Below are 26096 nucleotides of genomic sequence, written 5' to 3' on the forward strand. Positions count from 1 at the left end.
AGAAATGCGCCATAAATTGCGCGTGAATTAGAGGCACTTGAGATGAACGGGCTATCAACGCTTGATGAGATTTTTGGCGCATTTTTGCGCCACATTGTGCTGTTGGCGCTGATTTTGGCGGCGGGTGTGGCTGCGTCTTTGTTCTATGCAGTAAGCTTGCCGCGTGAATATGAATCCTCTGCTGTCATCCAGATCGAACAGTCACAAGTAGAAGCCTCTACATTTGGAAGTGCGTCGGCCGCGAATGCGCGCACGCTGCAACAGCTTCAGATCATAGAACAACGTGTGATGTCTCGCGATAATCTGTTGGCTATCATTGACCAAGAAAACCTGTTTTCCGAAGTCCCTAACATGACCGAGGCACAAAAGGTCACCGCATTGCGCCTAGCTGCACGTGTGGTGCGCGTAAGCGACCCTGCTTTGGCCTGGCGCCCTGATGTCATTCCCACGGCTTTGAATATCACTGTGCGTTTAGGGGATCCTGAGGTGGCAGCACGTGTTGCCAACACGCTGGTGAGCAACGTCTTGGATCAGAACCGGAGCCGCCGCGAAGCTCAGGCAACTGAAACGCTTGCGTTTTTTGAAAGCGAAGAGGCCCGGCTTGGACAAGATATAGCGGCGCTCGAGACCCGGATTGCGGCATTCAAGCGCGAAAACGTAGACAGTTTGAACGCGGGGTTGAGCTCTCAGCGAGATCAGCTCACCACTCTGCGCCAAGATCGATTGGCGATTGAGCGAGAGATCATTGATCTGAACACCGGCAATCGCGGCACAAGAAATACACTGGTCGCCAATAGCTTAGCTCAGTTGAGAGAGCAGGCGGCTCTTTTGGATTTGCAGATAGCGCGAGCTTCGGAGCGGATCCAAAATGCGCCAGACATTGAACGCGAACTCAGTGCTTTGGAGCGCGAGCTTCAAAAACTGACGGATCAGTATCAGGTGATTACGCGCAATCAGGCCGAAGCTGAAATGAGCCTGATGCTGCAGGCCAGCCGTCAGGGTGAAAGCTTCCGTATTTTGGAAGGGGCGGTTCCGCCAGAACACCCTATTGCTCCAAACAGAAAGCGCATTGCGCTTTTGGGCTCGATCCTGGCAGCAATGGCAGGTGTGGTGATTGTTTTGTTCCTCGAGTTGCGCAATCCGATCATTCGCACTGAAACCCAGTTGGAGAGACATCTTGGATTGCGCGCCGTGGCCGTCATTCCAAATGTGCATGTTGCCCGTGAGCGTACCTGGCGGCGCATTTTCTGGACGATTGGTATTCTGGTTTTTGCCATCGCATTCTTCGCTGTGGCGGCGATCGTCTCTATCCGCTGATACTCCCGGTTTATCCTTCAAAGAGGCATCCATTTGGGTGCCTTTTTTTCGTCAGAATTACCTAAGTCGGCGAATCAAATTCAACTGATGAAGGAATATGCGCGTTAAAGAGTCGTGAACTGGAATAAATTTCCGCTACACGTCTGAATTGATTGGGTTTTGGAAACACTGATTGGCCTGTCAGCGGAAACAAAAATTCGATTATTAATGGATTGGCTAATTTTAAGAGACGATCAATGTCTGAATTGCCTCCAATTATGCAGAAAATATGCCAAAATTTTGCCTATCTCTTTAAAAAGTCAATAAATACAATGTATTAAACCTATGCGTGTATTGCAAATTTGTGGACGATTTTCGCCTTATTTGATAAGTTTTCGATGAAAGTTGGGTCTACTGGATAGCCACACAACGAAATGTCAGAGTTTTGCCTTGGCTGAGCTTCAGCCTATCGGGGGCAACGATTAGCAAAACTCTCATTGATCTGAACCTCAGATCAAATCGCCGATTTTCGGCGGATGTTTCCTTGCGGTCTGCTATCCGAACAGAGGAAGTGGGATGGCATACTTTGAACGGCGCAATTATGCGCCTGTGCAGCTTGCAGACAGTCCGGCCCCCGGTCTGTACCGCGCATTCGCTAAGCGTATTTTCGATCTTTTGATCGTTGCGCTTTTGGCGATACCAACGTTGATCGTTGTGGTTGTCACAGCGGTGATGGTCGCAATGGATGGCAAGTCGCCATTCTACACGCAAAAACGTGTGGGACGCGGCGGACGAGAGTTCTCGATCATCAAACTTCGTAGCATGGTTCAGGATGCTGATGCTCTGTTGACAGAGTACCTCAGCAAGAACCCTGAAGCGCGTGAAGAATGGGACGAAAAGCAAAAGCTTCGCCACGATCCGCGCATCACCAAGGTCGGTCATTTCATTCGTAAAACTTCGCTGGATGAACTGCCGCAGCTTTGGAACGTGATGATGGGGGATATGTCGCTTGTTGGCCCACGCCCTATGCTGCCTTGCCAGCAAGAAATCTACCCAGGCCGCGCCTGCTATAATATGCGCCCAGGTATTACCGGTCTTTGGCAAGTTTCGGAACGGAATGAAGCCAGCTTCAAGCAGCGGGCCTTTTACGATAACCAATATCATGAAGAGTTGAGCTTTGGGGCTGATCTCGCTGTCATGGCTAAAACGGTAACGGTGGTGCTTCGAGCCAACGGTCACTGACATTCGGCGCAACAGTTTAGAAAGCACGCCACAAAAATGGCGTGCTTTTTTGCTTTATTTGACGTCTTTCTCCTGCAGAGTCAGGATGAATTCAGCCCTTTGGCGTTAACGCAAAGACAAATCAGATGCCGAATAGCATTGCATTTCTTGTTCTGGCCCTCTGGCCTTTGGTGATGCTTGTATTGTTCAAGCGTCTACCGGTCGGGCGTGCGCTGATTTGGTCTTTTCTTGGTGGCTACCTGTTGCTGCCGCCACATCCGACCGCATTTGATTTTCCACTGATGCCACCGCTCAATAAGCTGACCCTGCCGAATATGATGGCAGTCATATATGTGATCTTTGTAGCCAACGAAAAAATCGAATTCTGGCCGCGATCTGGTTTGGGCAAGACACTGATGGCGACGTTCATTTTGTCACCGATCTTCACAGTGTTAAACAACCCAGAACCGGTCCTATTCGCGACCGGGGGTCTGCGTGGGTTATATGCGCGAGATATTATTGCTTTGGTCATCAACCAAGCCATCTTGCTGAGCGGGTTCATTTTAGCGCGGCAGTTCCTACGCTCTCAGGACGATCTACGTGATCTCCTTTTGGCCCTGGTCGTTGCTGGCCTGTTTTATAGCTTTCCAATTCTGCTTGAGGTGCGTTTAAGTCCGCAGCTCAATATTTGGATTTATGGCTACTTCCAACATGTGTTTGAACAGACCATGCGTGGAGGGGGCTTCCGTGCGCTTGTGTTCCTCGAACACGGTATTTGGGCTTCTATGCTGATCATGATGTCCCTCGCTTCGGCGATTATCTTGTGGCGCGCAGACATTGGGAAATCCCGATCTTGGTTCATGATTGCGGCCGTTTTTCTTGCGGGTGTATTGGTTCTTAACAAAACGCTAGGCCCGTTGGTTTACGCAATCTTCCTGATTTCTCTGGTGGTTCTGACGTCTTGGAAACTCCAAACAAGAGTGGCGGTTTTGCTTGCTGCCTTGGCCCTGGCTTACCCACTTGCAAAAGGAGCTAATCTTGTTCCAGAGGAGCGTATTCTCCAGGTGGCGTCTGCTGTCAGTGAAGAACGCTCATTCTCATTGAAGTTCAGATTTGATAACGAGAATTTGCTCTATGAACGCGCCATTGAAAAGCCGCTCTTTGGTTGGGGATCCTGGGGACGTAACCAACTACATGATCCTATCACCGGCACGAGCTTAGCTGTCACCGATGGCCGTTGGATCATTGCAGTTGGTATGTTTGGCTGGGTCGGATTTTTGGCTGAGTTTGGTCTTCTTGCGTTGCCCATCTTCATGTTTGCGCGCGCCTCAAGTCAAAATGAGAAGGGTATCAAAAAGCAGTGGAAGTCAGAGATCCACGCTTCCATTCCCGTTCAAAAAGAACAGAAAGAACGGGTCATTGAACACGTTGTGACACCAATTGGCGGCGGCCTTGCTTTGTTGTTGTCCTTGAACTTGATTGACCTGTTGCCAAACGCAACTTTGACCCCCATCACTTGGCTCCTTGCTGGGGCACTTTTGGGGTATTCTGAGAGTCTTCGGGAGACGTCAAAAGATATTGGGATTAAAAGAAAAAAGTCAGTTCTGGATGCCCCAAATCGTGTTCACGTATCGGCTCGAACTCGGACTATTCTTTAGCTCCCATAATGCGAATTTTTACATGGGCCGCTAGTGCATCGAGCGGCGGATGCGAAGCGCGCGATGAAGGTGACCGGGTAAAATTGCAAAACACCGTGCGTAGCGCAAAGCCATTCGTTTTGGGTTCCCAATCAATCGCCAAAGCCATTCCAGCGCCAGTTTGCGTACCCATCGGGGTGCACGGGTTTGGCTACCGGCAAGGAAATCGAGGCTTGCGCCGATGCTCACAAACCCTGTCTGTTTTGCGATATCTTTTCCGCGCGCAGCGATAACCTCTTGCTTTGGCGCGCCAAAGGCCAAAAAACAAAGTTGAGCTCCAGATGCGTCAACTGCCCTGAGTGCTTCCTCAGCCGCGTCACCTTCTGGGTCAAATCCAAAAGGTGGTGATAGCTTGAGCGCTATTTTCAATGAAGGAAACAGTGTGGTGAGGTAATTCGCCGACGCATTCAGTGACTCCTCAGTTCCTCCCACCAAGGCAATCGATATACCTAATTCGGCCATCTGCGCGCAGAGTGGTACAACCAGATCGGAACCCGGAACAAGTTCGACATGATGCCCCGCGATCTGTGACAACCAGACGATGGGATTGCCGTCGGCGACAACAAGATCATGTTTGTGATAGGCGTCATAAAACACCGGGTCGGTATTTAACTTCACAAGATGGTCGAGATTGATCGTCGCGAGAGCAAAACCCTGATTTTGTTTGAGTCTATCAGAGATTTCCTGCTGCAATTGCGCATGGTTTGGAACATTGACCATGATCGGCCCTTGCGCTGTTTCAAATTGCATTTTGATCTCCGTGATCCATTTCCAGCGTATTTATCATGGGAAATGTGGAATTCTATGGCTTATCCCTTGAAATGATTTTGAAATTTGCCTGACCTCTGACGTAATCTTGTCGATATTGTTGAATATCGAGATACTGTCGGCATCAACGGGTGATGCCCAATGAATAAGAGCAGGCTGGAACAATGAGGCCTTTAGCAATTGTAGGCTGTGGCTTTGTCGCGGATCTTTACATGAGATCTTTCGCGACGTTTCCGCATGTGCAGATCTCGGCCGCCTTTGATCGCGATGAGAACAGGCTTTCAGCCTTTTGCAGCCATTGGGATGTCGAGGCCGCAGCAAGCTTGGATGAGATGCTGTCAGAGCTGCCTGAAGGCAGCTTGGTGCTAAACCTCACCAATCCTGGTAGCCACCGCGAGATCAACGAAGCATGCCTTATAGCTGGGCATCATGTTTATTCCGAGAAGCCCCTCGCGGTCTCGATGGCAGAGGCCCAAAGCCTGCATGCTTTGGCTGCGGAAAGTGGATTGCAGCTGGCATCGGCACCGTGCAGCGTTTTAGGCGAGGCAGCCCAGACCATGGGCAAGGCGCTTCGGGATGATGTGGCCGGTCAACCGCGATTGATCTATGCGGAACTTGATGACGGGTTTATCCCGCAGGCCCCTTATCAGGATTGGAAAAGTGAGAGCGGTGCCACATGGCCCGCGGGTGATGAATTCAGAGTTGGCTGTACATTAGAACACGCTGGCTACTATCTGGCCTGGCTCATTTCATGGTTCGGCCCGGTACGCCGCGTGGTTGCTGCTTCTGCAGAGGTTTTGCCAGAAAAGGACCCAAATGGGGAAGGCACCCCCGATGTGTCGGTTGCGTCGCTCTTTTTTGAGAATGGTCCGATGGTGCGCCTGACCTGTTCGATTGTTGCAAGCCATAATCATCAGATCCAGATTTTTGGCGACAAAGGTGTCTTAGAAGTCAAAAAGGCATGGGATAACAATGCGCCGGTTGGTTTTCGTAAGCGTATGACAATACGCCGAAAATTGATTGAGAGCCCAATTGCGAGACGTATCAGAATAGCAGGGCAGACGCATCCAAAGGTAAAGCGTTGGGGCGCGGCTGCGATGAATTTCGCCTTGGGTCCTATGGAAATGCTTGATGCGATCGAAGCTGGATTACCAAGCCGACTGTCCGGAGACTTTGCATTGCACCTGAATGAGGTCACGCTTGCGATCCAGAACGCGGGTGATACAGCAGGGGCGCAGGATATGACGACCTCTTGCAAGGTCATGGAGCCAATGCCATGGGCGCTTTAGAAAAGATCGCATATCTGACTGGGGAATACCCGCGCGCAACGGATACCTTCATACAGCGCGAGGTTGCTGAATTGCGCGCGATGGGGCGCGAGGTGTTGACCTGTTCCATTCGGCAAACTGGGCCAGAACATCATGTCGGGCCAGAGCAACGCGCGGAAGCGGCTAAAACCTTTCATGTATTGAAGGCCGCAAAATCCCCCATTCATCTTCTTAAATGCCATTGGCGGTTCTTGCGTGAAGATGCGGGACGTTATTTTTCCGCACTTAGATTGGCATTTTCGACCAACCCTGGTGGGGTCAAAAATTCGCTTTACCAGGTGTTCTACTTTGCTGAAGCAGCGGTATTGGGTGCGCATCTAAAAGATCAGGGCGTTGTGCACTTGCACAATCACATTGCAAAATCGAGCTGCTCGGTCGCGATGTTGATGTCGGAAATGACGGGCATACCTTTTAGTTTCACTCTGCATGGGCCGGATATTTTCTTTGCACCGGATCATTGGCGGTTGGACAAGAAGATCGAAAAGGCAAGCTTTGTTGCCTGTATCAGTCATTTCTGCCGTTCACAGGCCATGGGTTTCTCGGAAAGTGCTACATGGGCAAAGCTGCATATTGTGCATTGCGGTGTCGACCCGAAGAAATACGAAGGCGCGAAGCCAGCCTCAGGTCAAAAGCTGCTTTTTGTGGGGCGTCTGGCCGCTGTCAAAGGCCTGCCGATTTTGCTCCAATCTATGGTTGACGTAGAAGGTGCAAGCTTAACAGTGATTGGTGATGGACCGGATAGAGGGGATTTACAGGCTCAAACACGTGATCTGGGTCTGGCGGATCGCGTGGATTTTGTAGGCTACAAATCCCAAGACGATGTCGCTGAGGCATTGAAAAATCACGACATTTTTGTTTTGCCAAGTTTTGCAGAAGGTGTGCCCGTCGTTCTTATGGAAGCTATGGCAACCGAGCGGCCTGTGATAACAACTCAGATCGCAGGGATTCCTGAGCTTGTTGAAAATGGCGTTGATGGCTTCCTTGTGCCGCCCGGCAACACGGCTGCTTTGACAGAAGCGCTTAAGTCGCTTTGTGCTGACACCAAACTACAGGTCAAAATGGGTAAGTCGGGGCGGCAAAAGGTGACTGCGGGCTATACATCAAAGGATGAAGCTGCTTGGCTATCGAAGCTGTTTGATGGATATATCTCCAACGATCCCCCTATGGATGTGAGGCCAGGAGGCACTGCATGAGCGTAGAGGTTGGTATCGTCGCGATTGGTCGCAATGAAGGAGAGCGACTGAAAGCCTGTCTTGCATCACTTCCTGAGGTGCCAGTTGTCTATGTGGATTCTGGATCAACTGATGGGTCCGTTGTTGTTGCGCGTGAATATGGCGCTGATATTGTTGAACTTTCAGCTTACTCACCTTTCACTGCCGCGCGGGCACGGCGAGAAGGCTATGAGCGATTAAAACAGACGCATAATCCGAAATTTGTACAGTTCATTGATGGCGACTGCCTGATGGTGCAAGGCTGGCTGGATGCAGCACTTGACGCCATGAGAATAAATCCTGAGGTCGGTATTGTGACCGGCTGGCGACGTGAATTGCACCCAGAAGTGAGCCTTTACAATGATCTTTGCCACCACGAATGGAACCGCCCAGCGGGGGACATTCTAACCTGTGGTGGCGACATGCTTGTGCGCTCTGAGGTGTTAGATCAAGCTGGGCCCTTCGATGACACCGTCATTGCTGCTGAAGACGATGAATTCTGTGTGCGAGTCAGAAAGTCAGGCTGGAAAATTCACCGTATTCCCAGTGAAATGACGCGACATGACGCAGCAATGTTGCGCTTTGGTCAATGGTGGCAACGGGCAGTACGATCGGGGCATGGTTTTGCGCAGGTTGGCCATATGCACCCGCCTTACTTCGCGCGTGAACAAAAGCGTGTTCTGGTGTACGGATTGGCGGTTCCTGCAATTATTCTGCTGTCGCTCATTTTCTCGCCAATCATCGCAGTTTTGGGCATTTCTGCCTATCTTTACAACTACATACGCACCGTATCGGGCCTGCGCGGTGAAGGCCTTTCAACGGGCCGAGCCCTAAGACACGCAAGCCTCATCACGCTCTCCAAATTGCCGAATGCCATCGGCCTGATAGAATTCCACCGCCGCCGCATCTTTGGGCGCAAAATGCAGATCATCGAGTATAAGTAATGACGAAAAATACGATCAAAACAGCCATTATTGGCGCTGGCTACATTGCCGATTGGCATGCTCAGGCGTTGCAGGCGACCGAAGGTGCTGAGCTTGTTGCGGTTTGCGATCTGTCGGCCTCGGCGGCAGAGGCCTTTGCCGAAGCTTATGGGCTAGTTGCCTACACAGATTTGCAAGAACTGCTGGATGCCGATGTCTGTGACGCAGTTCATATCCTGACACCTCCAAGCAGCCATGCTGATCTGGCCATCCAGTGTCTGGAAGCGGGCAAACATTGCTTAGTCGAAAAACCAGTCGCGCTCAATTTTGAGGACACCAAGCGCATCACCGATGCCGCTGATGCCGCCGGCAAGGTTTTCGCAGCTGGTCATAATTTCATGGGGCTGCCGTCTTATGTACGTTTAAAGTCCGCTACGCGGGCCGGAGAATACGGCAAGATCACCTCGGCGGAGATCAATTGGCATTTCCCGCTGGCACCACTGCGGTCAGGTCCCTTTGGCTTGTGGCTTCTGAAAGAACCCAAAAACCTACTGCTTGAGCTTGGTCCTCATCTCTTTGCCTACGCCGTCGATCTATTTGGCGATGTCGACATCGAGTATCTCAGCCTCGGCAAATCGATCGAACTGCCGGCGGATACGGATCGCCCGCAAAGCTGGCGTATTCTCGCGCGGGCAGGGGATGTTGATATCACTTTCAACCTGTCCCTCGTCGAAACCGTTGATGATCGCTCTGTCACCCTGCGAGGTAGCAGTGCATCTGCACGGTTGGATTACGCGAATGACACGCTGATCGTGCAACGCGAAAACGCTTCTGACATCATTCTGAACCCCTTCCGAAAGCAGCTTGATCAGTCCTTTCAGAACCTCAAAGAGGGTGTGGTAAACGCGACCCGCCAACTGGGATCTCTCAATGGGAAGTCTGCCTACGGTTTGAGCTTTCAAGGCGCTTTTACACCATTTTATCAGTCTCTTAGAGATGGAAGTTCATTGGATGAACGCTTTGCTGGTGCTGCCGCTCTTAAAGTGATGAAGGCCATCGATGAGACTTTGGCATTGATACCAAAACCAAAGGCGAAGCCGAAGCCTGCAGGCAAAAAGAAACCTAAGCCGAGCGTGCTGGTCATTGGTGGCACGGGCTTTATTGGCCGGGCACTCACCCGGGAGCTCGTGGCAGAAGGTAAAGACGTGCGTGTGCTAAGTCGTGGTGTTTCCGGGCCGTTTGATGACATTGCTGATCACGTAGAGCTTTACTCCGCTCCTCTCACGGACAGGCAGGCGCTGACCAAAGCCATGCAGGGTATCGACGCGGTTTACCACTTGGGTAAGTCACTGGATGCGACATGGGAGGCCTGCCTGAAGAATGATGTTGGCGTTACTGTTGGTATTGCAGAGGCCGCTATGGAGGCAGGCGTTAGTCGGTTCATATATACTGGCACCATTGCCTCATATGATATGAGTGATCCGTCAGAAAGCATTTCAGAGCACACAGGGTTCGCCGAAGATATGACAGACCGCAATCTTTATGCGCGATCGAAGGCGAAATGCGAAGAAGAGCTGCTGAAAATGCATGATGACATGGGGCTGCCTCTGGTTATTGCGCGCCCTGGGATTGTCGTGGGCGAAGGTGGACCTTTGCAGCACTGGGGTATCGGTCGTTGGCATGGTGCTGGCGCGGTGCGTATCTGGGGTCCGGGTACAAACATCCTGCCATTTGTGCTGATCGATGATGTCGCCAAAGGGCTGGTCTTGATGATGAACAGCAGCGATGCCGTTGGGAAATCCTTTAATTTGGTGGCCGACCCGATGATGTCGGCGCGGGATTACTTTGCCGCAATCCATCGCGAACTCGGTGCAAAAATCCAGGTGTCTTCAGGCAATCTGACAGCCTTCTGGATGGCTGATGCGGTGAAATATGGGTTGAAGAAATATGCGTTGCGCCGCCATGGTGCGATCCGTCCAAGCCTTGCGGACTGGAAGTCCCGCGCGCATTTTTCACCATTTGACAACGGTTTGCCAAAAGATCTGCTTGGCTGGGAACCGGAAAATGACAAGTCCCGCTTTGTCCGAAAAGCCATCACCGAGGCAAATTTGCTTGGATTTTAGCAAATGCCATAATTTCCCCGTTTTTTACGCATATGGGCTGAAGGACGGATTGAGGATAGCCGATGAAAGATAAGCGACTGCCGCGTGCAGCAAATTCAGAACTCTACATGTCCCTTGGCGATGAAGCGCAGGTGCTATGGGATGAAATGCACGAAATCACGCTGGATGAGGCGCATCTGCGTCGCAATCGGATTGTGACTGCGCAGAAGACCGATCCTGTGCATAAACGGTTCGATATGCTCCGCACGCGTCTGCTATTGGCCATGCGGGAACACAACTGGAGCCGTATCGCGGTGACAGGTGTGACAGAAGGCTGCGGTGCAAGCTTCGTTGCGGCCAATCTGGCACTGTCTGTTGCGCGCATGGAAAGCGTGCGGACAATCCTCTTTGATATGCATTTCACCAAGCCAGAGCTCGCAAATCTCTTAGGCGTCGAAAATCCGGGTCGGTTGAGCGACTATTTGGGTGGGCATATTTCACCCGAAGAATACCTGATCCGCGCTGGTCAATCTCTGGCACTCGGATTGAACGACACAAAGGTCTATCATTCCTCAGAGCTGATTCAGCAGATGATGACGACAGATGTGCTGTCAGAAATGCAGGATCTGCTATGCCCAGATATGGTGATTTTTGATCTGCCTTCGGTTCTGGACAGCGATGATGTGCTGGGCTTTCTGCCGAACGTTGATGGCGTGCTGCTGGTTGTCGGAGGCGGGCAGAGCCTGCCAGAAGAAGTGCAGCGTGCAGAGCAGGCTCTGGGAGACAAAACCCAATTGCTGGGTGTTGTCCTGAACAAGGCGGAAAGCCTCTTTTCCTAACAACTTAGGTTTTACTTGGGATTACGCTTTGGCCATCACAATCAATCCGATTGTGATGATTGCCAGACCAAGCGCGCGCGTGTTGTTCCAGGGCTCCCCAAGGCCGACGACCCCAATTGCAAAGACCACAATGAAACTGATCGCCACGAATGGGTAGGCGAGTGACAGATCAAGCTGGCGCAGCGCAAAAAGCCAGAACAACGTGCCCAATCCATAGGCCGCGAGCCCAGCTAGGATAAAAGGTGAGGCGGCGAAGGCCAGTATTTTGCCCACAATCTGAGCGCCATCTGCGAACACAAGCTTGGAAACCCCGAGTTTGAAAGCGATTTGCCCGACGGCGGAAAGGCTTACCGAAATGAATACTAGGATAAAGGCGTTCAAGCTCATTGGATCAGGCCCTCTAACGTTAGGAAACGGGAGGCCAAAACCACAAAAATAGTGAGGCCCAGAGTAATGCGGCTGATCGGGTCGCGCAGCGCAAAAACAACCGGGTCGTCATCGATTTCATCGCGCAGGGCTTTGAGCCAAGCGCGGAAGACCCAGAACATGATCAAAGGAGCGATTAACCACAATAGCTGAACAGCGCCATATGTAGCTGCAACGAAGGCACTGTTGAGATAAAGCGTCAGCGTCAGCACTGCCAAACCACCTGTCGCCACACCCATGGGCAGGATCGCTGCAAGGTCAGAAACCAGATACCCACGCGCCATATCTTTACCCTGAGCTTCGACTTTGCGCATTTCAGTATAGCGTTTCATGAAAGCCAGACTAGCAAAGAAGAAGAGCGAGAAGTTCAGCAGCCAAGGGGAGAGCGCAACGCCGATTGCTACGCCGCCAATGAATATTCGAAGCGTGTAAAGGCAGGTCAGCACCACCACATCGACAATTGGTTTATGCTTTAACCATGCGGAGTAAAGCGTTGTTGATATGAGATAAAGTACGAACAAGGAGGTGAGCAGAGCCCCAAAGACGATGCTGCTGATCGACAGGGCTACTATAAGCAATACCAATGCAAATCCTGCCCCTGTAACAGGACGCAAATCACCTGCAGCGAAAGGACGATACCGTTTCTTTGCATGTTTGCGATCAGCTTCGATATCAAGCAGATCGTTCACGATGTAGATCGCAGAGGCACACAGGCAAAAGATCAATGTCGCCAAGAGCGCTTTTGCGACGAGTTCCACTTGCCCGTATTGATGGGAGAAAAACAGCGGCAAAAGGATCAACGCGTTTTTGGCCCATTGATGTGGCCGCATTGCCTTGAGCAGCGCATTGGTCACTGGCTTGTTGTCAGAGATCAAAAGGGAGGTTTTATCAGTTTCCTTTTGGAACTGAAGCGCAGCGGTTGGAGCATTCACATATCCCGCTCGTTTCGCGGCCTGCCAGATGGGAATATCAGCTGTAGAGTCTCCCAAGTATTCAAACTCATTGCTCTCATCTTGAATGACCTTAAGCTTATCAGACCCTTTAAGATTGTTTCCGTTTTCAGATGCAATGATGTCATCAAAATTCCCAATGAAGTCAGCAACTTTTGTTGCAATCTTCATGTCAGTGGCACTGGCGAGAATGACGCGGCGACCACGGTCCTTCTCTTGCTGAATGTAGTCAAGTACCTCAGAGCGATAAGGTAGATTTTCAGGAGCAAACTCAGCCGTCTCAGAAATATAGGCCTTGGTTTCAGCGCGCCCACGCGATGCTGATTTCAATAGCTCGATCCAATGACCTGGCTTTGCGGCCACTTGGCATAGAAGTTCCTGGGCAACATCGGTTTTAACCAATGTGCCATCCAGATCCACATAAAGTGGCAACTCGTCATATGAATCGGTGTTTTGCATCAACTGCTCTCATTATGACCGTAATTTTGGCACAGAGTACTGACATATCGCTGCAAAAGATTGACCCAATTACGGTTAAATTGCGATAGGCAAATTATTTGTCGCGAAAGGTGCTTTGAAGATGATTACCTCAGAAAATCAACGTGTTGAGTGGAAATGGATGATCGCACTTTTCGCCGTCGCATTAGTTGTACGCATCATCGGAGTCGATCATGGTGCCATTATTGGTGATGAACGCATCAATGAGGCTGCAAAGGTCTTAACCGGGCGTTTGGTGCCAGATCAGCATTTCTATCCGCCATTACTGAATTATCTGACCGCAATTTTGTATGGATTCATGTTTGCAGTGGGCAAAGTCATGGGTGTCTGGCCTGACGCGACCGCATTCAGATCACAGTACTTCCAAGACCCAACGATATTCTCCGTTGCAGGCCGCGTTCTTGTCGCTGCCATTAGCGCGCTTATGGCGCCAATCGCTTATAAATTCGCTCGCAAAATGAAGTATGAAATGGGCGAGGCTTTACTAATTTCGACCGTCATTCTTCTCGCACCGCTGTCGGTGTATTTATCATTTATGTATAAGGGTGACCCTGCATTGGCCAGTTTTTCCCTGCTGACAATTCTCCTTATGGTGCGAAAAAGTCAAGTGCCCGAAAGTTGGAGGCTGGACATTTGGCTTGCTCTCTCAATGGTTTTGGCACTCAGCTTCAAGCATTCCTTTGCGTTGAATATGCTGCCGCTTGCTATTGCGTATCTGGTCGCGATCTACCCACTAGTTGGGGTATCGGGGACGCTCTGGTCCGTTGTAAGAATTTTCCTTGTGGGGGTGATCACCTGGCCAGTTCTTAATATCGGCATAGTTTTGGATTTTCAGAACTTCTTAGATTTTCAAAAAATTCAGTCCGTAATGTCGATCACCGAGGGCGCTACGCTTTCGCAATCTTTGGGACTATTGGTTGAACGTGTTTTCCACCTGCAAAGCGGCTTAGGGCTTATTCTTCCGGTCCTTTTTCTGGCTTTTCCTTTAGTTGCCAACAGAACAGTGCAACCTCGCATGCTGATTTCGATCTGGTTGGCGACGATCGCCGGTATGATCTTAGTGGCTTATCTTGTGCGACTGCGTCAGCCAGAGCATCTTTGGGTTTCTTTCTTTGTCGTCGTGGCCTTTTTTGCAGCGCTCACACTGATTGAGATCTTACGTATGCATCGCGCAGTGGGACGCATTTTGGGGGCAGGGGTTCTTGCTTTGGCGATCTTCGGATGCCTAGGGCTATGGCAGCAAACATTGGCTCGCCCGATCACCCAGGAAATCGCGTCGGTGATTCAGGAAAATTACTCGGTTCGCAAGATTGCGACGGGCATTCCGTTACCCACAGTGCCTCAATCGCGAATTGCGCAAGATTATGAGGTCGCGCGGCATCAACGGACGGCAAACAAGTATGACATTGAGCTCCCTCCCTTGTCCGCTGAGAGGATAATTCCGCTCAATAGCCCGAACTCTCAGTTCATTCTGCCGTTGCCCAATCCGATGTCGGGTCTTGAGAACGCAAGGGATGAAGATTTAGTGGGCAACATCCGTCCCTATGCGTGGCCCCCGCAAATCGCGGATTGGACCTTGGATGCCTGGCTCGCGGATGGGGTCGATGTCTTTGTTGTCTCAAACTTGCCATATCTGATGCATGAGACCAGTTCTGTGATGCTGCGAGCCTTCTATCAGGATTTGAACGAACGCTGTAAAGTGACTGCGGAGTTTGAACCTCGCAAGCCTCTGTTTTTGGAAAGAAAAACAATCATTATGGATTGTTCAATGCGGCCCTAACTGTTGGGGCGTACACGTGCTGCTGTCTTGTCTGCGAAGGCCGCGAGGCGAGCACGCGCATCTGGTTGGGTATTCACCACACCCGCAACTACGGCTTCCGCGTAGGCAGCATCCAAAGCCGACATATTTTGCATGTGGCTTATCGCAGAACAGATCGCGAAATTGGTGAGCGGAAGGTTTGCTGCCGCGCGTTGCGCGAGTTCTAGGGCACGATCAAAGCTGGAGCCTTCTACCAAATACTGCGCAAGGCCGAGGTCGATGGCTTCTTGTCCCTGATAAACACGTCCAGTCAGCATCATGTCGATCATCCGAGCTTTTCCGATGAGATCTGCGACCCGTATAGTCGCGCCACCACCTGTGAACAGGCCACGTTGTCCTTCAGGAAGCGCAAAATAGGTGCTCTGATCCGCGACACGGATGTGTACCGAACTCGCAAGTTCCAGCCCTCCACCTACTACCGCGCCTTTCAGAGCCGCGATCACAGGCACACCACCATATTCCATTTTGTTAAAGGCTTCGTGCCAGCGCAGGCAAACATGCATGAAATCTGCTGGGCTGCGATCTTCATCGTGATGTTCAATCAGGTCGAGACCCGCGCAGAAGTGATCCCCTTCAGCTGCAAGCACAATCGCCTTTGCACCCGCTCTTGGCGCATTTGTAAAAAGGGTGACCAGCTCTTCAATCGTGTCCAAGTTCAGCGCGTTGCGCTTTGTGGGCCGGTTCAGCGTTACAACCCAGACGCCATCATCGTGCTTTTCCAGTTTTAGGTTGGAGAATTGTTCTGCTGTAACTTGCGGTGCCATTGTCTGCTCCCAGTAATTTGCTTACTACGCCAAATAACAGCGCGGCAATTGCTAATATATGCTTATATATGACAATCTATTTGCATAAAGTGACACAAGGGGGCGTTAAGTGGTAAGTGACCAACGGCATTCCACAGTTTCATATCTACTGATTGAAGATCTTCTTGACGCCATCCGTGAGATTGCAGAGCCGCATGTCTTTCATCAAATTTTGCTGAAAGCGGGGATTTCAATTCCAGGAGATCGGCGCAAAGCTCGGATTTCTCGCGATCAAATCGTGCGCCTTTATAAGGTCGCAGCCCATATGACAGGCGACGAAATGATGGGCCTCTGGAGCAGGCCCATTCGCAAAGGAGCGCTTAAGCAGATATGCGTGGCGAGCTTGTCTGCCTCTTCGCTGGGCGCCGGCATCTTTCGTATGGCAACTTTCTGGAATTTGGTTCTGGATGATTGTCAGTTGAAACTTACAGCCTCGAATGATCACGCGCATTTGGCTCTCATTCCGCAAGAGGGGGCACAACTTAATCGATTTGGGCAGATGCTGCTTCTGAAGCTGACACATGGTTTGGCGTCATGGTTGGCGGGACGGGAATTGCCCGTAGCTCAGGTTGGTTTTGCATTTCCTCAACCCGAATTTGCCGAAGACTACCCAGTATTGTTCCCAGCGAATTGCAAGTTTAGTGCCCCGATTTCGCAAATATCATTTGACCGCGCGCTTTGGGCAAATCCGATCAATCGCCAGTTCTCTGAACTATCAGAATTCTTAAATCAGGCGCCAAGAGATTGGATTTTTACGTCATCCCACGAACATGCGCTTGCATTGCAGGTTCGTGAGCATCTCTATCAGACACATTTTGAAGCAACGCTCCAAAGTACTGCGGATTATATGAATGTGACCACAAGGACACTCATCAGACGTCTTGAAGCGCAGGCGACTTCTTTCCAAACGATCAAAGACAATACGCGCCGAGATCAGGCCATGTCAGCTTTGTCAGAGGGGGTGAGCGTTGAAGCCGTTGCTCAAGATCTTGGGTTCTCGTCCGTATCAACCTTTCATCGTGCATTTAAAAGCTGGACGGGCCTCACGCCTGCGGGTTTTCGTAAAAGCGCAGTTTGAACTCGCCTTCTACGCCCAGATCGATTTATGCCCCATCACAATCCAAAATGGTCACATCTCGTTCGAGGAATAGCGGCTTTCTCGCCGGCACGACCTCAATTTCCTCGCAACGCTCACTAAGCTCAACAAAAAGTGGTTTCATTACTGGCGCTGCATCATGGAATAGCCAAGAGTCCAAATCTTGGATCATGAACATGCTGAAGCCCTGATCCAACCAGGTCTGCAACTGCCAGTCTTCGGCCTGCGGCGGCCAGGCGAAGGGCTCTACCTTTCCATTCAACTCTTCATCGGTTGAGTTTTCGAGACCGTACATCACCATGGGCAAGCCCACATAGTCGTAGGATTTACGGTTGTTGGCATGTTCAATCCGCTCTTCTGCTTGCTCAGGCATTGTCACGCCATATTTGTCAGCGATGCGCTGCACGCGTTCGGCCTCAAAATCCATTGATGCAGGCGATTTTTGCAGGGGCAGGGCGATATTTACTGCGATTTTCCGTTCCGGGTAGTTCATTTCGATCCGGTCCGCCAAGTCGTGGGATATCGGCTGCGCAAGTGCTTGGCGCCAAATTGAAATGTCGCCGAATAGAGAAATCGCGAGCGCCGCGGCAATGATCACTGCTCCTACAGTAGATGATCTCCTGAAGATGCAGATCAAACTGATTGTCGCGAAGAGCTGCATTACCATAAAATGAGCGATCCAGAGCTGTTCTGGCTGCCGCAGGCCAACAATTGCTGCAAGTAAGAGCAACGCGGCGACCGTTGCTGCCCAAATTCCCAATAGCATGGCTCGTTGTTCTATCCGGCTCGCCAGAACCGGGAAAAGCAGAAAGGCGATGGGCATCAAAATGCCTTGGCCAATATGCCAGCTCGCGGCCGTCTGAACCATTTTCGCGACGGCATCGACAATATTCCCATTCTCAGAAACCGACATCACTTTCTGAATTTGCTGAAAGCGAATAAACCCTTCCAGATCCAAGAGAATGCCGATGTTCAAGAATGGCCACAGCAGGAGCGTCGTACCCACAATTCTTGTGAGTGCGCTCAGGCCTGATTTCAGGTCATGTTTGGAGCCAACGACAATGACAAAGGTGATTGCAAAGGGGACCAGCAAAAGGATTGCGGAATGTTTGAAGCTCAGAGCTAAACAGACGCCGACACCTATCAAGTAATCAAGTCGGAGAAGACCTGGGGATTGCGTCTTACGGATCATCAGGAGGATGATCCAAACCGTGGCGGTCGCAACACCCAGATCGCCTTTGAAAATATAGGACAGCAAAACCGAAATAGGGGCCAAACCCGCAAAAGCAGCGATAACGAAGCTTTCGATTTTCCCAAAGGCCAACACTCTACCAATTCGATAGAATAGCGGTGTCATCAAAGCTGCGATTGCCCCGGTGAGTGCTCGGGCGGTAAGATAGAATATTGTTGGGTCTTCAAAGTATTGCGCACGAAATGCGCCAGTATTCGGCCACCAATCCAGGATATTCCCGACGACGTAGAGGCCCCCATAAAGAACGGCGGCAATATAGTGCATCAATGGTGGGTAAAAGTGCTGATCTGGAACCAACTGCCCTGCTAAGACTTTTGCGGCTTGGTTTACCCGTTCATCGCCGTGAAAGTACCCCCAATCAAGACCAATGAACCTGACAGCCCAGGCGAGCAGGAAAAGGAAAATTAAAATATGCCAATCCATCTTCGGCGTCGGCGTATCTAATTCATGATTAACCAATGCTCACCTCTAAAAATATGATGATCCACTGTTAACACTTTTTTAAGCTGATTGCGGAAGAAAATCCGAGTCGCGATATAACAATTCAGTGCTGTATAAATTGGATGAGTGGCGGTTAAGCCAAATAAGAACGGTATGGTCATTACGATTGGCTGTGTGGCCAGACGGCCATTTTTCATGAAGTTGAATGACTTCCGTTTCTTTTTGAGCCGAGATCGCAGCTCAGTGGTTTTAAATCGCCTTGATCAATGCGAGGCGATTTTATCGATTAGAAATGCACGAATTTTGAACTGGACGGGGCAGATCCCAAAAACTGTAGTCAGCCTCATTCTCAATCGTAATTGGTCGCTGATGACTGAGTAAGATGGCATCATCATTGATATAGCTTACGGCAGCTTTCGCAGAACCATCGATGCGCTGAAAGGCGAGTACGCTACAAGCAATTGAAATGATTTGGGATATCCAAGTTATGGTGCGGTCGAGAAGACTCGAACTTCCACTCCGGTTAAGGAACAGCGACCTCAACGCTGCGCGTCTACCAATTCCGCCACGACCGCACATGACTTGGTGACGGGGTCTATATCGAGTCGCCTTTTGGATGTGAAGCAGAAAAACGAGCGCTAAAGCAAAAATATTTGTGCGCAATGATGGATGGGTCCCGTCACGCACTGAAACGTGTGAGAGGAAGGATGCTTCTGAGTTTCTGATCTTTGCGTTTAGACGTCCGCCAGACGAGAATACCGATATACATCAGGCTCATAAGGGTTAGGCCGAGTAAGGGGCTTTCGTTCGAAAAAGCCCGTGACAAGGTGCGATCTGGCAAAAAGTTAAGCACCATCGGTAAGCCCAGTCCAAAGGTCGCCAGGTTACGAAGCGCAGCTTGATGGCCTTTGATATTGCCTTTGATGGCCATTCGAATAGCGGAGTAAAGCGACCACAGGGCCAGGATCGCAAGACCGTGCAAGAAACTGAAACGGCCAAATCCACCCACGGCAGATATGGAGAAAGACGACAACGCTGTGATGGCCATGGCGATGACCCACGCGTAGCCAAGGATTTTGTGCAAACGGTCGCGTTTCTGTCGCCACAAAACAAATGGGGTGAGGCAAAAGGCAAAAGTCGCTGCACCTGCATGTAAAGCGACATTTGGTTGCATATTTGTAAGAACGCTCAGGGTTGTCATGATTGGGTCCACGCATTGGTTTCAAGTTGAAAAAACCATCTCTCGCTGTCACATCTATCGCCAGAGTGAAGTCGCAAATGACCGGAGCGATACGTGGAAGATAGCCCTTTGCAGCTTGCGAAGCGTGAAATGCAATTGAGTTTGCGCAATAAACCCGTTTGGGTTGGGCTTTTTGCGGCTGGCTTTATCCTTGGACTGGCTGGACCCTTTGGCACTGATCAGGTTTTGCGTTTGATCCCAAGGCTTATCTATTGGACAGCGCTGACAATTGGTTTCTATTTCGTTGGGTCATTCATTGGTACTTTTCTGAATCGAGTATTTGCCGCTTGGAACCTGCCATTCTGGCCAAGCGTTGTGATCGCTGGGGCAGGGGCTGGGCTTGCGATTTTCCTGATCTTGATGGGGATCAACATCGCGCTATTTGACGTACCACTGGATTGTGCCACTTGTCATATTATCCTTGGGGCAAATGTCGTCGGGATTTCGATTATAGTCACAGTGGCAATTGTCTATATTCAGCAGTCCCTGCTGCAATCTGCACCAGTTCAAGAAGGAGCCGGTGCACCGGCAATCTTGAAGCGGTTGCCACTGGAAAAACGTGGCGCATTGGTTTCGATGTCTGTCAGCGATCATTACGTTGAAGTTGTCACTGAAAAAGGAACCGAGCTTCTGTTAATGCGCCTGACAGATGCCATGGGCGAAACCGGCGATACACAGGGATTGCAGGTTCACCGCTCTCACTGGGTTGCTCTGGATGCGATTAAGGGCGCACGTCGGGAAGGTGCGAAAGCTGTGTTGACCCTGACCGATGGACGTGAAATTCCTGCAAGCCGCACCTATGTACCGTCTTTAAAAGAGGCTGGGGTTCTCCCCAGGTAGATCATGGTCGAATGGAAAATTACCCCTGGCTTGACGGACTATGATGATGCCGTTGCCTTTATGGAGGCGCGTGCGGACGCCATTCGGAATGGTGATGCTGATGAGTGCATTTGGCTTGTAGAGCATCCGCCGCTTTATACCGCTGGGACCTCTGCAAAGAACGAAGACTTGACTGATCCAGATCGTTTTCCTGTCTACACCAGCAAGCGTGGTGGGCAGTATACTTATCATGGTCCGGGTCAGCGGGTCATCTATGTCATGCTCGATGTGGCCAAACGTGGCAAAGACGTGCGCGGTTTTGTGGAGCAATTAGAACGCTGGGTGATTGAGACACTGGACCAGTTCAATGTGAAAGGCGAAATCCGCTGCGGACGCGTGGGCGTCTGGGTCGAGCGCGATGACAAGCCACTGACGATCAGCGGACAAAAGGCAGAAGACAAAATCGCTGCAATTGGCATCCGCCTGCGCAAATGGGTGAGCTTTCACGGGATTTCGATTAACGTCGAACCAGACTTGGAGCATTTCACAGGTATTGTTCCCTGCGGCATCACTGAGTTCGGGGTGACGTCTTTGGTGGATTTGGGGCTGCCGGTCACGATGGATGACTTGGACGTCGCGCTAAAATCCACATTTGAAACCACTTTTGAAGCGCAGTGATCAATTCAATCAGACCGCGCTCTTTTGTCCATTGCGGATCATTGTCCAGGAACTAGGTTGTGCGATGAACGCGCAAGCTAAAGTGAGGGATACGATGAAACGTATCATGTTGACTGTCGCCACAGTAGCATTCGCCAGCTCCGCTCAAGCGGAAGGAGATGCTGATGCAGGCAGGAAGGCCTTTGGGAAGTGTAAATCCTGTCACCAGGTTGTAAGCCCTGAGGGTGAAGTATTAATCAAAGGTGGCCGCACTGGGCCTAACCTTTACGGAGTCATTGGACGTGAAGCTGCTGCCACAGATTTCAAATACTCCAAGACCTTTAAAGCTCTGGCTGAAACCGGAGTCATCTGGGATGAAACAAGTCTGGCCGAATTCGTGAAAGACCCACGCGGGTACCTTAAAGCGCAAGGTACTGATGGCAAAACGCGGATGACGTTTAAGCTTAAAAAGGGCGGTGAGGATGTCGCAGCCTTTCTGGCGAGCTTGAGCCTAGCACCAGAAGTAACAGCTGAGGTTGAGGGGGATGCTGCAGCAGCGGAAGAAGCAGCTGAGACCAACTGAGCTTACTGATAAATCTTTGCATTGCTAAGAATAGCCCTTCTGAACCCAAAATCAGAGGGGCTTTTTTTATCTAAGCGTTTGGGCCAGACCGCTGGATGATCCAGAAGTTCTAAGGATTGGTAAACAAACGTAGTGGTTTGAGTGGTTTTAAGCATTCTGCATGTGATCCTTGGTTGAGGCAGGGCGTTCGTCACGTATTCTGATCGTGTCAACAAACGATCGGTTCCTGACATGCCAACCAAAATATCCGTAGACAAATCGCTTTCTCAGGCGCGCCAAGCTGTAAAGAAACAGGATTGGGTGACTGCGGTTCAACTTCTGCGGTCTGTGTTGGATCGCTTTCCAGCCAATAAAAAAGCCGCGAGAGCCCTAGGTGACATTCGCGTCACAGCGCTTCAAGCATTGCTTGAGTTGGCGAAAAGCGCTCAGGGCAATGAAGATTGGCGTCTGGCAAAAGCACAATTGGAAGCGGCACATTATCTCGCACCAGATTTGGTTGAGGTGCGCACAGCTTTGATTGAATGTTGTCTGGAAGCGAAGTTTCCAAAGCAAGCGCTTGGCTTAATAAAACCTGTTCTTGATCAGAATCCTGAATATGCACCCTATCTCGTGTATCAGGGACGCGCTTTGCATGAGCTTAATCAAGCTGATGCAGCGAAGCAGTCATTGAAGCGAGTTCTCGCGACTGCGCCCGACGATGTTTCTGCGCATCGCGTGTTGGCGACGGTTGAGCGTTCTCAAGGGGACCTCATTAGTGCTCAGAAACATTTTGAGGCAGGCCTAAAGTCAGCCCCATGGGATGTCGGGATTATTCGAGACCTATCAGCGTTAAGGAGCGAGTTTTCACCTGATGACCCTGTGATTGCACAGGCAAGGCAATCTCTTGCGAAATTGGGTTCAGAGAGCGTGAGGGGCGCATATTTGCATTTTGCCTTGTTTGATATGTTGAAAAAGGCAGGCGAGCGCGAGGCAGCCTTTGAGCACCTTATAAAGGGCAACAAGATTTTGGCAGCGCACCATCCATATGACTTTAAGTCTGAAGCCCTCGCTGGCGCGTTCTGCAAAGCCCAATTTTCCGAACCCTTGCAAACTAAAACTGAGAAGGTCGAAACCAAATTCATTTTTATCACTGGACTACCGAGAACCGGCACAACCCTTGCCGAGCGCATTTTAGCAAGATCAGATGAGGTTCAAGCTGCAGGTGAATTAAACATCATCAGCACTGCAGTGCTCGAGAAGCTTCGCAGCATTCGCGATCGCTCCAATCAACGGATTACTGATAAAGACATCGCTTCGCTCCGGGAGCGTATCTTACTGGAGTTCGACCAGATTTCAGATGGGCACCCAGTCATCGTTGACAAAATGCCATTAAATTTTCGCTGGATCGGTTTCATCTGCGCCGCTCTTCCAGAGGCGCGTATCGTACATATGAACCGTGATCTTCATGCCGTAGCGTGGTCGCTTTACCGGCATGCCTTTCAGGGCAGGGGACATGATTTTATCTATACGCCCGAAGATATCGCCCGCTTTATGATTTTCCATCGCGATATGATGCAGCACTGGCGTCAAGTCTGTGGTGACCGCATTCATGATCTAAACTATTCCGATCTGGTGAACGATCAAAGTGCTGCAACACGCGGATTAGCGAAGGCGGTTGGTCTTGAGTGGACGGAAGCCTTCCTGTCGCCAGAAAAAGCGACCAACCACGTTAGAACATCCAGTGTCGTTCAGGTGACCAAGCCGATCTATCAAGGTAGCGATGAGACATGGAAGACCTTTGAGATGCAACTTGAGCCGCTCATGAAGGCGCTTGAAACCGCGAAACTGATATAAACTCGGTAGCCTTAAACTGAATTAAACTGAAAAAGCCCGGCGTAAGCAAACGCCGGGCTTTGTGTTAAGCGCTGATGCTGTTGAGCAGCAAGAACAGGATGCCTGATATCAAGGCGGTTGCTGGAACCGTAATCACCCAAGCTGCTGCGATTGTGAGGAAGTGAGAACGGCGCACCAATTTGCGACGACGGCGTTCTTCGCGAGAGTATTGCTTACGCTCCGGAACTGCCAAACGCGCCTGTTTGATGCGGCGCTCTGTGTACCATTCGCGGAAGAAGCCCACGCCGAAGACACCACCGACTGCGATGTGGGTGGAACTGACAGGCAGACCAAGCCAGCTCGCAACGATCACCGTGATGGCGGCAGAAAGCGCCACACAATAAGCGCGCATCGGGTTTAGCTTGGTGATCTGATCTCCAACCATTTTGATGAGCTTTGGCCCAAAGAGAAACAGACCGAAGGAAATACCGAAGGCCCCAATGACCATGACCCAGAAAGGAATACTGACGGCTGCCAGAAAATCACCTGACCCAGACGCCTGAACAATCGCAGCCAATGGGCCGACAGCATTTGCCACGTCATTTGCACCATGTGCAAAGCTAAGTAGGGCTGCTGAGACCACCAATGGGATGCCGAAGAGTACCTTCAGAGATTTGTTGCGGTTCTCTAGCCCTTCGGACTGTTTCTTGATCAGTGGGATCGTTAGGGCCCAAATCAAGATGCCTGCCGCTGCGCCGATCATCAGAGCAGTTTGAAGGTCGATCTTGATGATCTTCTTAAGACCCTTGATGGCCAAGTAGGACGCGAATGCGCCCGCCATGATGCCGACCAGTACAGGCACCCATTTGCGTGCCGCTGCGATCTTGTCTTCTTGATAAACGATCCGCACTTTGATGAACCAAAGAAAGCCCGCTGCGATCAAACCGCCAAGAACCGGGGAGATCACCCAGCTTGCCGCGATCTTGCTCATCGTGCCCCAACTTACTGCGCCGAAACCTGCCGCAGCAATGCCAGCGCCCATGACGCCACCAACAACAGAGTGCGTGGTGGAAACTGGCGCGCCGACCCAAGTGGCAAGGTTCACCCAAAGGGCAGAAGCCAAAAGTGCCGCCATCATGGCCCATATAAAGACTTCGGTCGTCCCAAGGCTTTCAGGGTCAATAATGCCTTTGGCAATGGTTTTTACAACATCACCACCTGCCAGTAGCGCACCGGCGCTTTCAAAGACCGCAGCGATCAGGATGGCGCCACCCATAGACAACGCTTTCGCCCCAACCGCCGGTCCCATGTTGTTGGCCACATCGTTGGCGCCGATGTTCAGCGCCATGTAGGCCCCGAAAGCCGCAGCGATTGTTACCAGCAACGCGTTGTTGGATTGCCCAAAAAAGAGTGCTGCGGTCAGACCTGCCACTGCGATAAAGACCAAAGCGATGCCGCCCCCCACAATCGGTCGAGCCGCAAATGAAGTGGCGCGTTCCAGATTGGACAGACGTCCAAGATCGCGATCCAGCGTTTCTAAGTGACGTGGATCAAGGTTGTTGTCAGACATGTTCTATACCCCGATGAATCGACCATCGGAGTAGGTGGGCTCGCCTGCGAAAGCAACAGTTTTGTAACAGTTTTGTGACATGCGGCCCGGTGGGCCACCTAGAAGTTTTGCAGGATTTTCTTGAGTTCCGGTTCGGAAACGAGGTTGGCTGCTTCCTGCGGACTGACCCATTTTCGCTCACGTTCAGACGCTTCCGGGAATTGGTCGGACAGTTCTTTTACTTCGACCGGGTAAACCAGAGCTTTGATGGGTTGCGGCCAGCCTGCAGGTTTTCGTTTGTCATAGCTGAAATGTCCAAGCGCATGTTTGTCTGTATAACCGACGCGCACACCAGCTTCCTCCCAAGCTTCCACGAGGGCTGCTTCACAGGATTCCTTACCCCGCATGGGCCAGCCCTTGGGAATAATCCAACGCCCGGTATCTCGGCTGGTTATAACAAGTACTTCCCGACCTCCTTTGCCATCGCGATAGCAAAGTGCGGCAACTTGAAGTCGGCTTGGACGTTGTAAAAGCGGGGAGAGGAATTCCCCCCACATAAATTTAAGTGGATTCTGCATCCGAATTGCCTGCGCTCGATTTTTATCGGTGTTTCACCGTTTTGATTGGAGCCGAACCTAAGGGATACACGTCAGAATTGCAAATCGCTGCAGTTTGGACACCAAATGAGCTTTGGCTTTATCAATTTGCGTCCTGCCACCTGAGAAGTTTGGAATAGATCAAGCGCCCCGCGACGTTTTTTCTTGAT

At 50.9% G+C, this 26096-nt stretch carries 22 protein-coding genes and 1 tRNA gene; 14 read left to right on the forward strand and 9 right to left on the reverse strand.

Going from position 1 to position 26096, the window contains the following annotated elements; all coding sequences use genetic code 11:
* Positions 1-42: 42 nt before the first annotated feature.
* The 3 genes from M0D42_RS03510 to M0D42_RS03520 all read left to right on the forward strand — a co-directional run bounded on the left by M0D42_RS03510 (position 43) and on the right by M0D42_RS03520 (position 4175).
* Positions 43-1317 (forward strand): GumC family protein, encoded by a 1275-nt coding sequence (locus M0D42_RS03510; protein ID WP_265020224.1) that lies wholly within the window; start codon positions 43-45, stop codon positions 1315-1317.
* Between the two features lie 555 nt (positions 1318-1872).
* Positions 1873-2538 carry a sugar transferase gene (locus tag M0D42_RS03515; protein ID WP_265020225.1) on the forward strand — a complete coding sequence of 222 codons (666 nt, stop codon included), beginning with the start codon at positions 1873-1875 and terminating at the stop codon, positions 2536-2538.
* A 125-nt stretch (positions 2539-2663) separates the two neighbouring features.
* A complete protein-coding gene (locus M0D42_RS03520; protein WP_265020226.1) occupies positions 2664-4175 on the forward strand; it encodes a hypothetical protein in 1512 nt (503 codons plus the stop codon).
* A 30-nt stretch (positions 4176-4205) separates the two neighbouring features.
* Here the strand turns inward: M0D42_RS03520 and M0D42_RS03525 are convergent, their stop codons facing one another.
* On the reverse strand, positions 4206-4964 hold the full coding sequence (locus tag M0D42_RS03525) for a WecB/TagA/CpsF family glycosyltransferase (RefSeq protein ID WP_265020227.1): 759 nt from the start codon (positions 4962-4964) through the stop codon (positions 4206-4208).
* A gap of 182 nt (positions 4965-5146) precedes the next feature.
* On the opposite strand from M0D42_RS03525, the gene M0D42_RS03530 reads away from it, so the two are divergent.
* The 5 genes from M0D42_RS03530 to M0D42_RS03550 all read left to right on the forward strand — a co-directional run bounded on the left by M0D42_RS03530 (position 5147) and on the right by M0D42_RS03550 (position 11385).
* Positions 5147-6271: a Gfo/Idh/MocA family protein gene (locus M0D42_RS03530; RefSeq protein ID WP_265020228.1), complete on the forward strand. Its 1125-nt coding sequence runs from the start codon at positions 5147-5149 to the stop codon at positions 6269-6271.
* A complete protein-coding gene (locus M0D42_RS03535; RefSeq protein ID WP_265020229.1) occupies positions 6259-7503 on the forward strand; it encodes a glycosyltransferase family 4 protein in 1245 nt (414 codons plus the stop codon). Before M0D42_RS03530 ends, M0D42_RS03535 begins: the two co-directional genes overlap by 13 nt.
* Entirely contained in the window at positions 7500-8465 is a 966-nt protein-coding gene (locus tag M0D42_RS03540; RefSeq protein ID WP_265020230.1) for a glycosyltransferase, read from the forward strand. The genes M0D42_RS03535 and M0D42_RS03540 overlap by 4 nt, the downstream gene beginning before the upstream one ends.
* On the forward strand, positions 8465-10567 hold the full coding sequence (locus M0D42_RS03545) for an NAD-dependent epimerase/dehydratase family protein (protein WP_265020231.1): 2103 nt from the start codon (positions 8465-8467) through the stop codon (positions 10565-10567). The genes M0D42_RS03540 and M0D42_RS03545 overlap by 1 nt, the downstream gene beginning before the upstream one ends.
* Before the next feature lie 62 nt (positions 10568-10629).
* Positions 10630-11385 (forward strand): CpsD/CapB family tyrosine-protein kinase, encoded by a 756-nt coding sequence (locus M0D42_RS03550; protein ID WP_265020232.1) that lies wholly within the window; start codon positions 10630-10632, stop codon positions 11383-11385.
* 21 nt (positions 11386-11406) lie between these two features.
* Here M0D42_RS03550 and M0D42_RS03555 read toward each other — a convergent pair whose 3' ends face one another.
* Positions 11407-11772, reverse strand: coding sequence for a hypothetical protein (locus tag M0D42_RS03555; protein WP_265020233.1), 366 nt, complete (start codon positions 11770-11772; stop codon positions 11407-11409).
* Positions 11769-13220: a UbiA family prenyltransferase gene (locus M0D42_RS03560; RefSeq protein WP_265020234.1), complete on the reverse strand. Its 1452-nt coding sequence runs from the start codon at positions 13218-13220 to the stop codon at positions 11769-11771. Before M0D42_RS03560 ends, M0D42_RS03555 begins: the two co-directional genes overlap by 4 nt.
* 160 nt (positions 13221-13380) lie before the next feature.
* Here M0D42_RS03560 and M0D42_RS03565 point away from each other — a divergent pair, with 160 nt between their 5' ends.
* A complete protein-coding gene (locus M0D42_RS03565; RefSeq protein ID WP_265021089.1) occupies positions 13381-15039 on the forward strand; it encodes a phospholipid carrier-dependent glycosyltransferase in 1659 nt (552 codons plus the stop codon).
* On the opposite strand, the gene M0D42_RS03570 is transcribed toward M0D42_RS03565, so the two are convergent.
* A complete protein-coding gene (locus tag M0D42_RS03570; RefSeq protein WP_265020235.1) occupies positions 15036-15842 on the reverse strand; it encodes a crotonase/enoyl-CoA hydratase family protein in 807 nt (268 codons plus the stop codon). The two genes, M0D42_RS03565 and M0D42_RS03570, sit on opposite strands and share 4 nt — an antisense overlap.
* A gap of 109 nt (positions 15843-15951) precedes the next feature.
* Here M0D42_RS03570 and M0D42_RS03575 point away from each other — a divergent pair, with 109 nt between their 5' ends.
* Positions 15952-16959, forward strand: coding sequence for an AraC family transcriptional regulator (locus M0D42_RS03575; protein WP_265020236.1), 1008 nt, complete (start codon positions 15952-15954; stop codon positions 16957-16959).
* 25 nt (positions 16960-16984) lie between these two features.
* Here the strand turns inward: M0D42_RS03575 and M0D42_RS03580 are convergent, their stop codons facing one another.
* From M0D42_RS03580 to M0D42_RS03590, 3 genes are all read right to left on the reverse strand, one after another.
* On the reverse strand, positions 16985-18688 hold the full coding sequence (locus M0D42_RS03580) for a hypothetical protein (RefSeq protein WP_265020237.1): 1704 nt from the start codon (positions 18686-18688) through the stop codon (positions 16985-16987).
* Between the two features lie 470 nt (positions 18689-19158).
* Positions 19159-19245 (reverse strand) — tRNA-Leu (locus tag M0D42_RS03585).
* Between the two features lie 104 nt (positions 19246-19349).
* Positions 19350-19871 (reverse strand): DUF2306 domain-containing protein, encoded by a 522-nt coding sequence (locus M0D42_RS03590; RefSeq protein WP_265020238.1) that lies wholly within the window; start codon positions 19869-19871, stop codon positions 19350-19352.
* Positions 19872-19964: 93 nt separating this feature from the next.
* On the opposite strand from M0D42_RS03590, the gene M0D42_RS03595 reads away from it, so the two are divergent.
* The 4 genes from M0D42_RS03595 to M0D42_RS03610 all read left to right on the forward strand — a co-directional run bounded on the left by M0D42_RS03595 (position 19965) and on the right by M0D42_RS03610 (position 23802).
* Entirely contained in the window at positions 19965-20750 is a 786-nt protein-coding gene (locus M0D42_RS03595; protein ID WP_265020239.1) for a LytTR family DNA-binding domain-containing protein, read from the forward strand.
* 3 nt (positions 20751-20753) lie between these two features.
* Positions 20754-21407 carry a lipoyl(octanoyl) transferase LipB gene (gene lipB / locus M0D42_RS03600; RefSeq protein WP_265020240.1) on the forward strand — a complete coding sequence of 218 codons (654 nt, stop codon included), beginning with the start codon at positions 20754-20756 and terminating at the stop codon, positions 21405-21407.
* Positions 21408-21501: 94 nt separating this feature from the next.
* Complete coding sequence (locus M0D42_RS03605) at positions 21502-21969, forward strand: c-type cytochrome (RefSeq protein WP_265020241.1); 468 nt, start codon at positions 21502-21504, stop codon at positions 21967-21969.
* Positions 21970-22200: 231 nt separating this feature from the next.
* Positions 22201-23802 (forward strand): tetratricopeptide repeat-containing sulfotransferase family protein, encoded by a 1602-nt coding sequence (locus tag M0D42_RS03610; protein WP_265020242.1) that lies wholly within the window; start codon positions 22201-22203, stop codon positions 23800-23802.
* Positions 23803-23866: 64 nt separating this feature from the next.
* Here the strand turns inward: M0D42_RS03610 and M0D42_RS03615 are convergent, their stop codons facing one another.
* Together M0D42_RS03615 and M0D42_RS03620 are read right to left on the reverse strand one after the other, a co-directional pair.
* Positions 23867-25351, reverse strand: a complete 1485-nt coding sequence (locus tag M0D42_RS03615) for an inorganic phosphate transporter (protein WP_265020243.1) — start codon at positions 25349-25351, stop codon at positions 23867-23869.
* Positions 25352-25449: 98 nt separating this feature from the next.
* Positions 25450-25908 (reverse strand): NUDIX hydrolase, encoded by a 459-nt coding sequence (locus tag M0D42_RS03620; protein WP_265020244.1) that lies wholly within the window; start codon positions 25906-25908, stop codon positions 25450-25452.
* Between the last annotated feature and the right edge of the window lie 188 nt (positions 25909-26096).

The organism is Cognatishimia activa (assembly GCF_026016445.1).
Classification (GTDB): Bacteria; Pseudomonadota; Alphaproteobacteria; order Rhodobacterales; family Rhodobacteraceae; genus Cognatishimia; species Cognatishimia activa_B.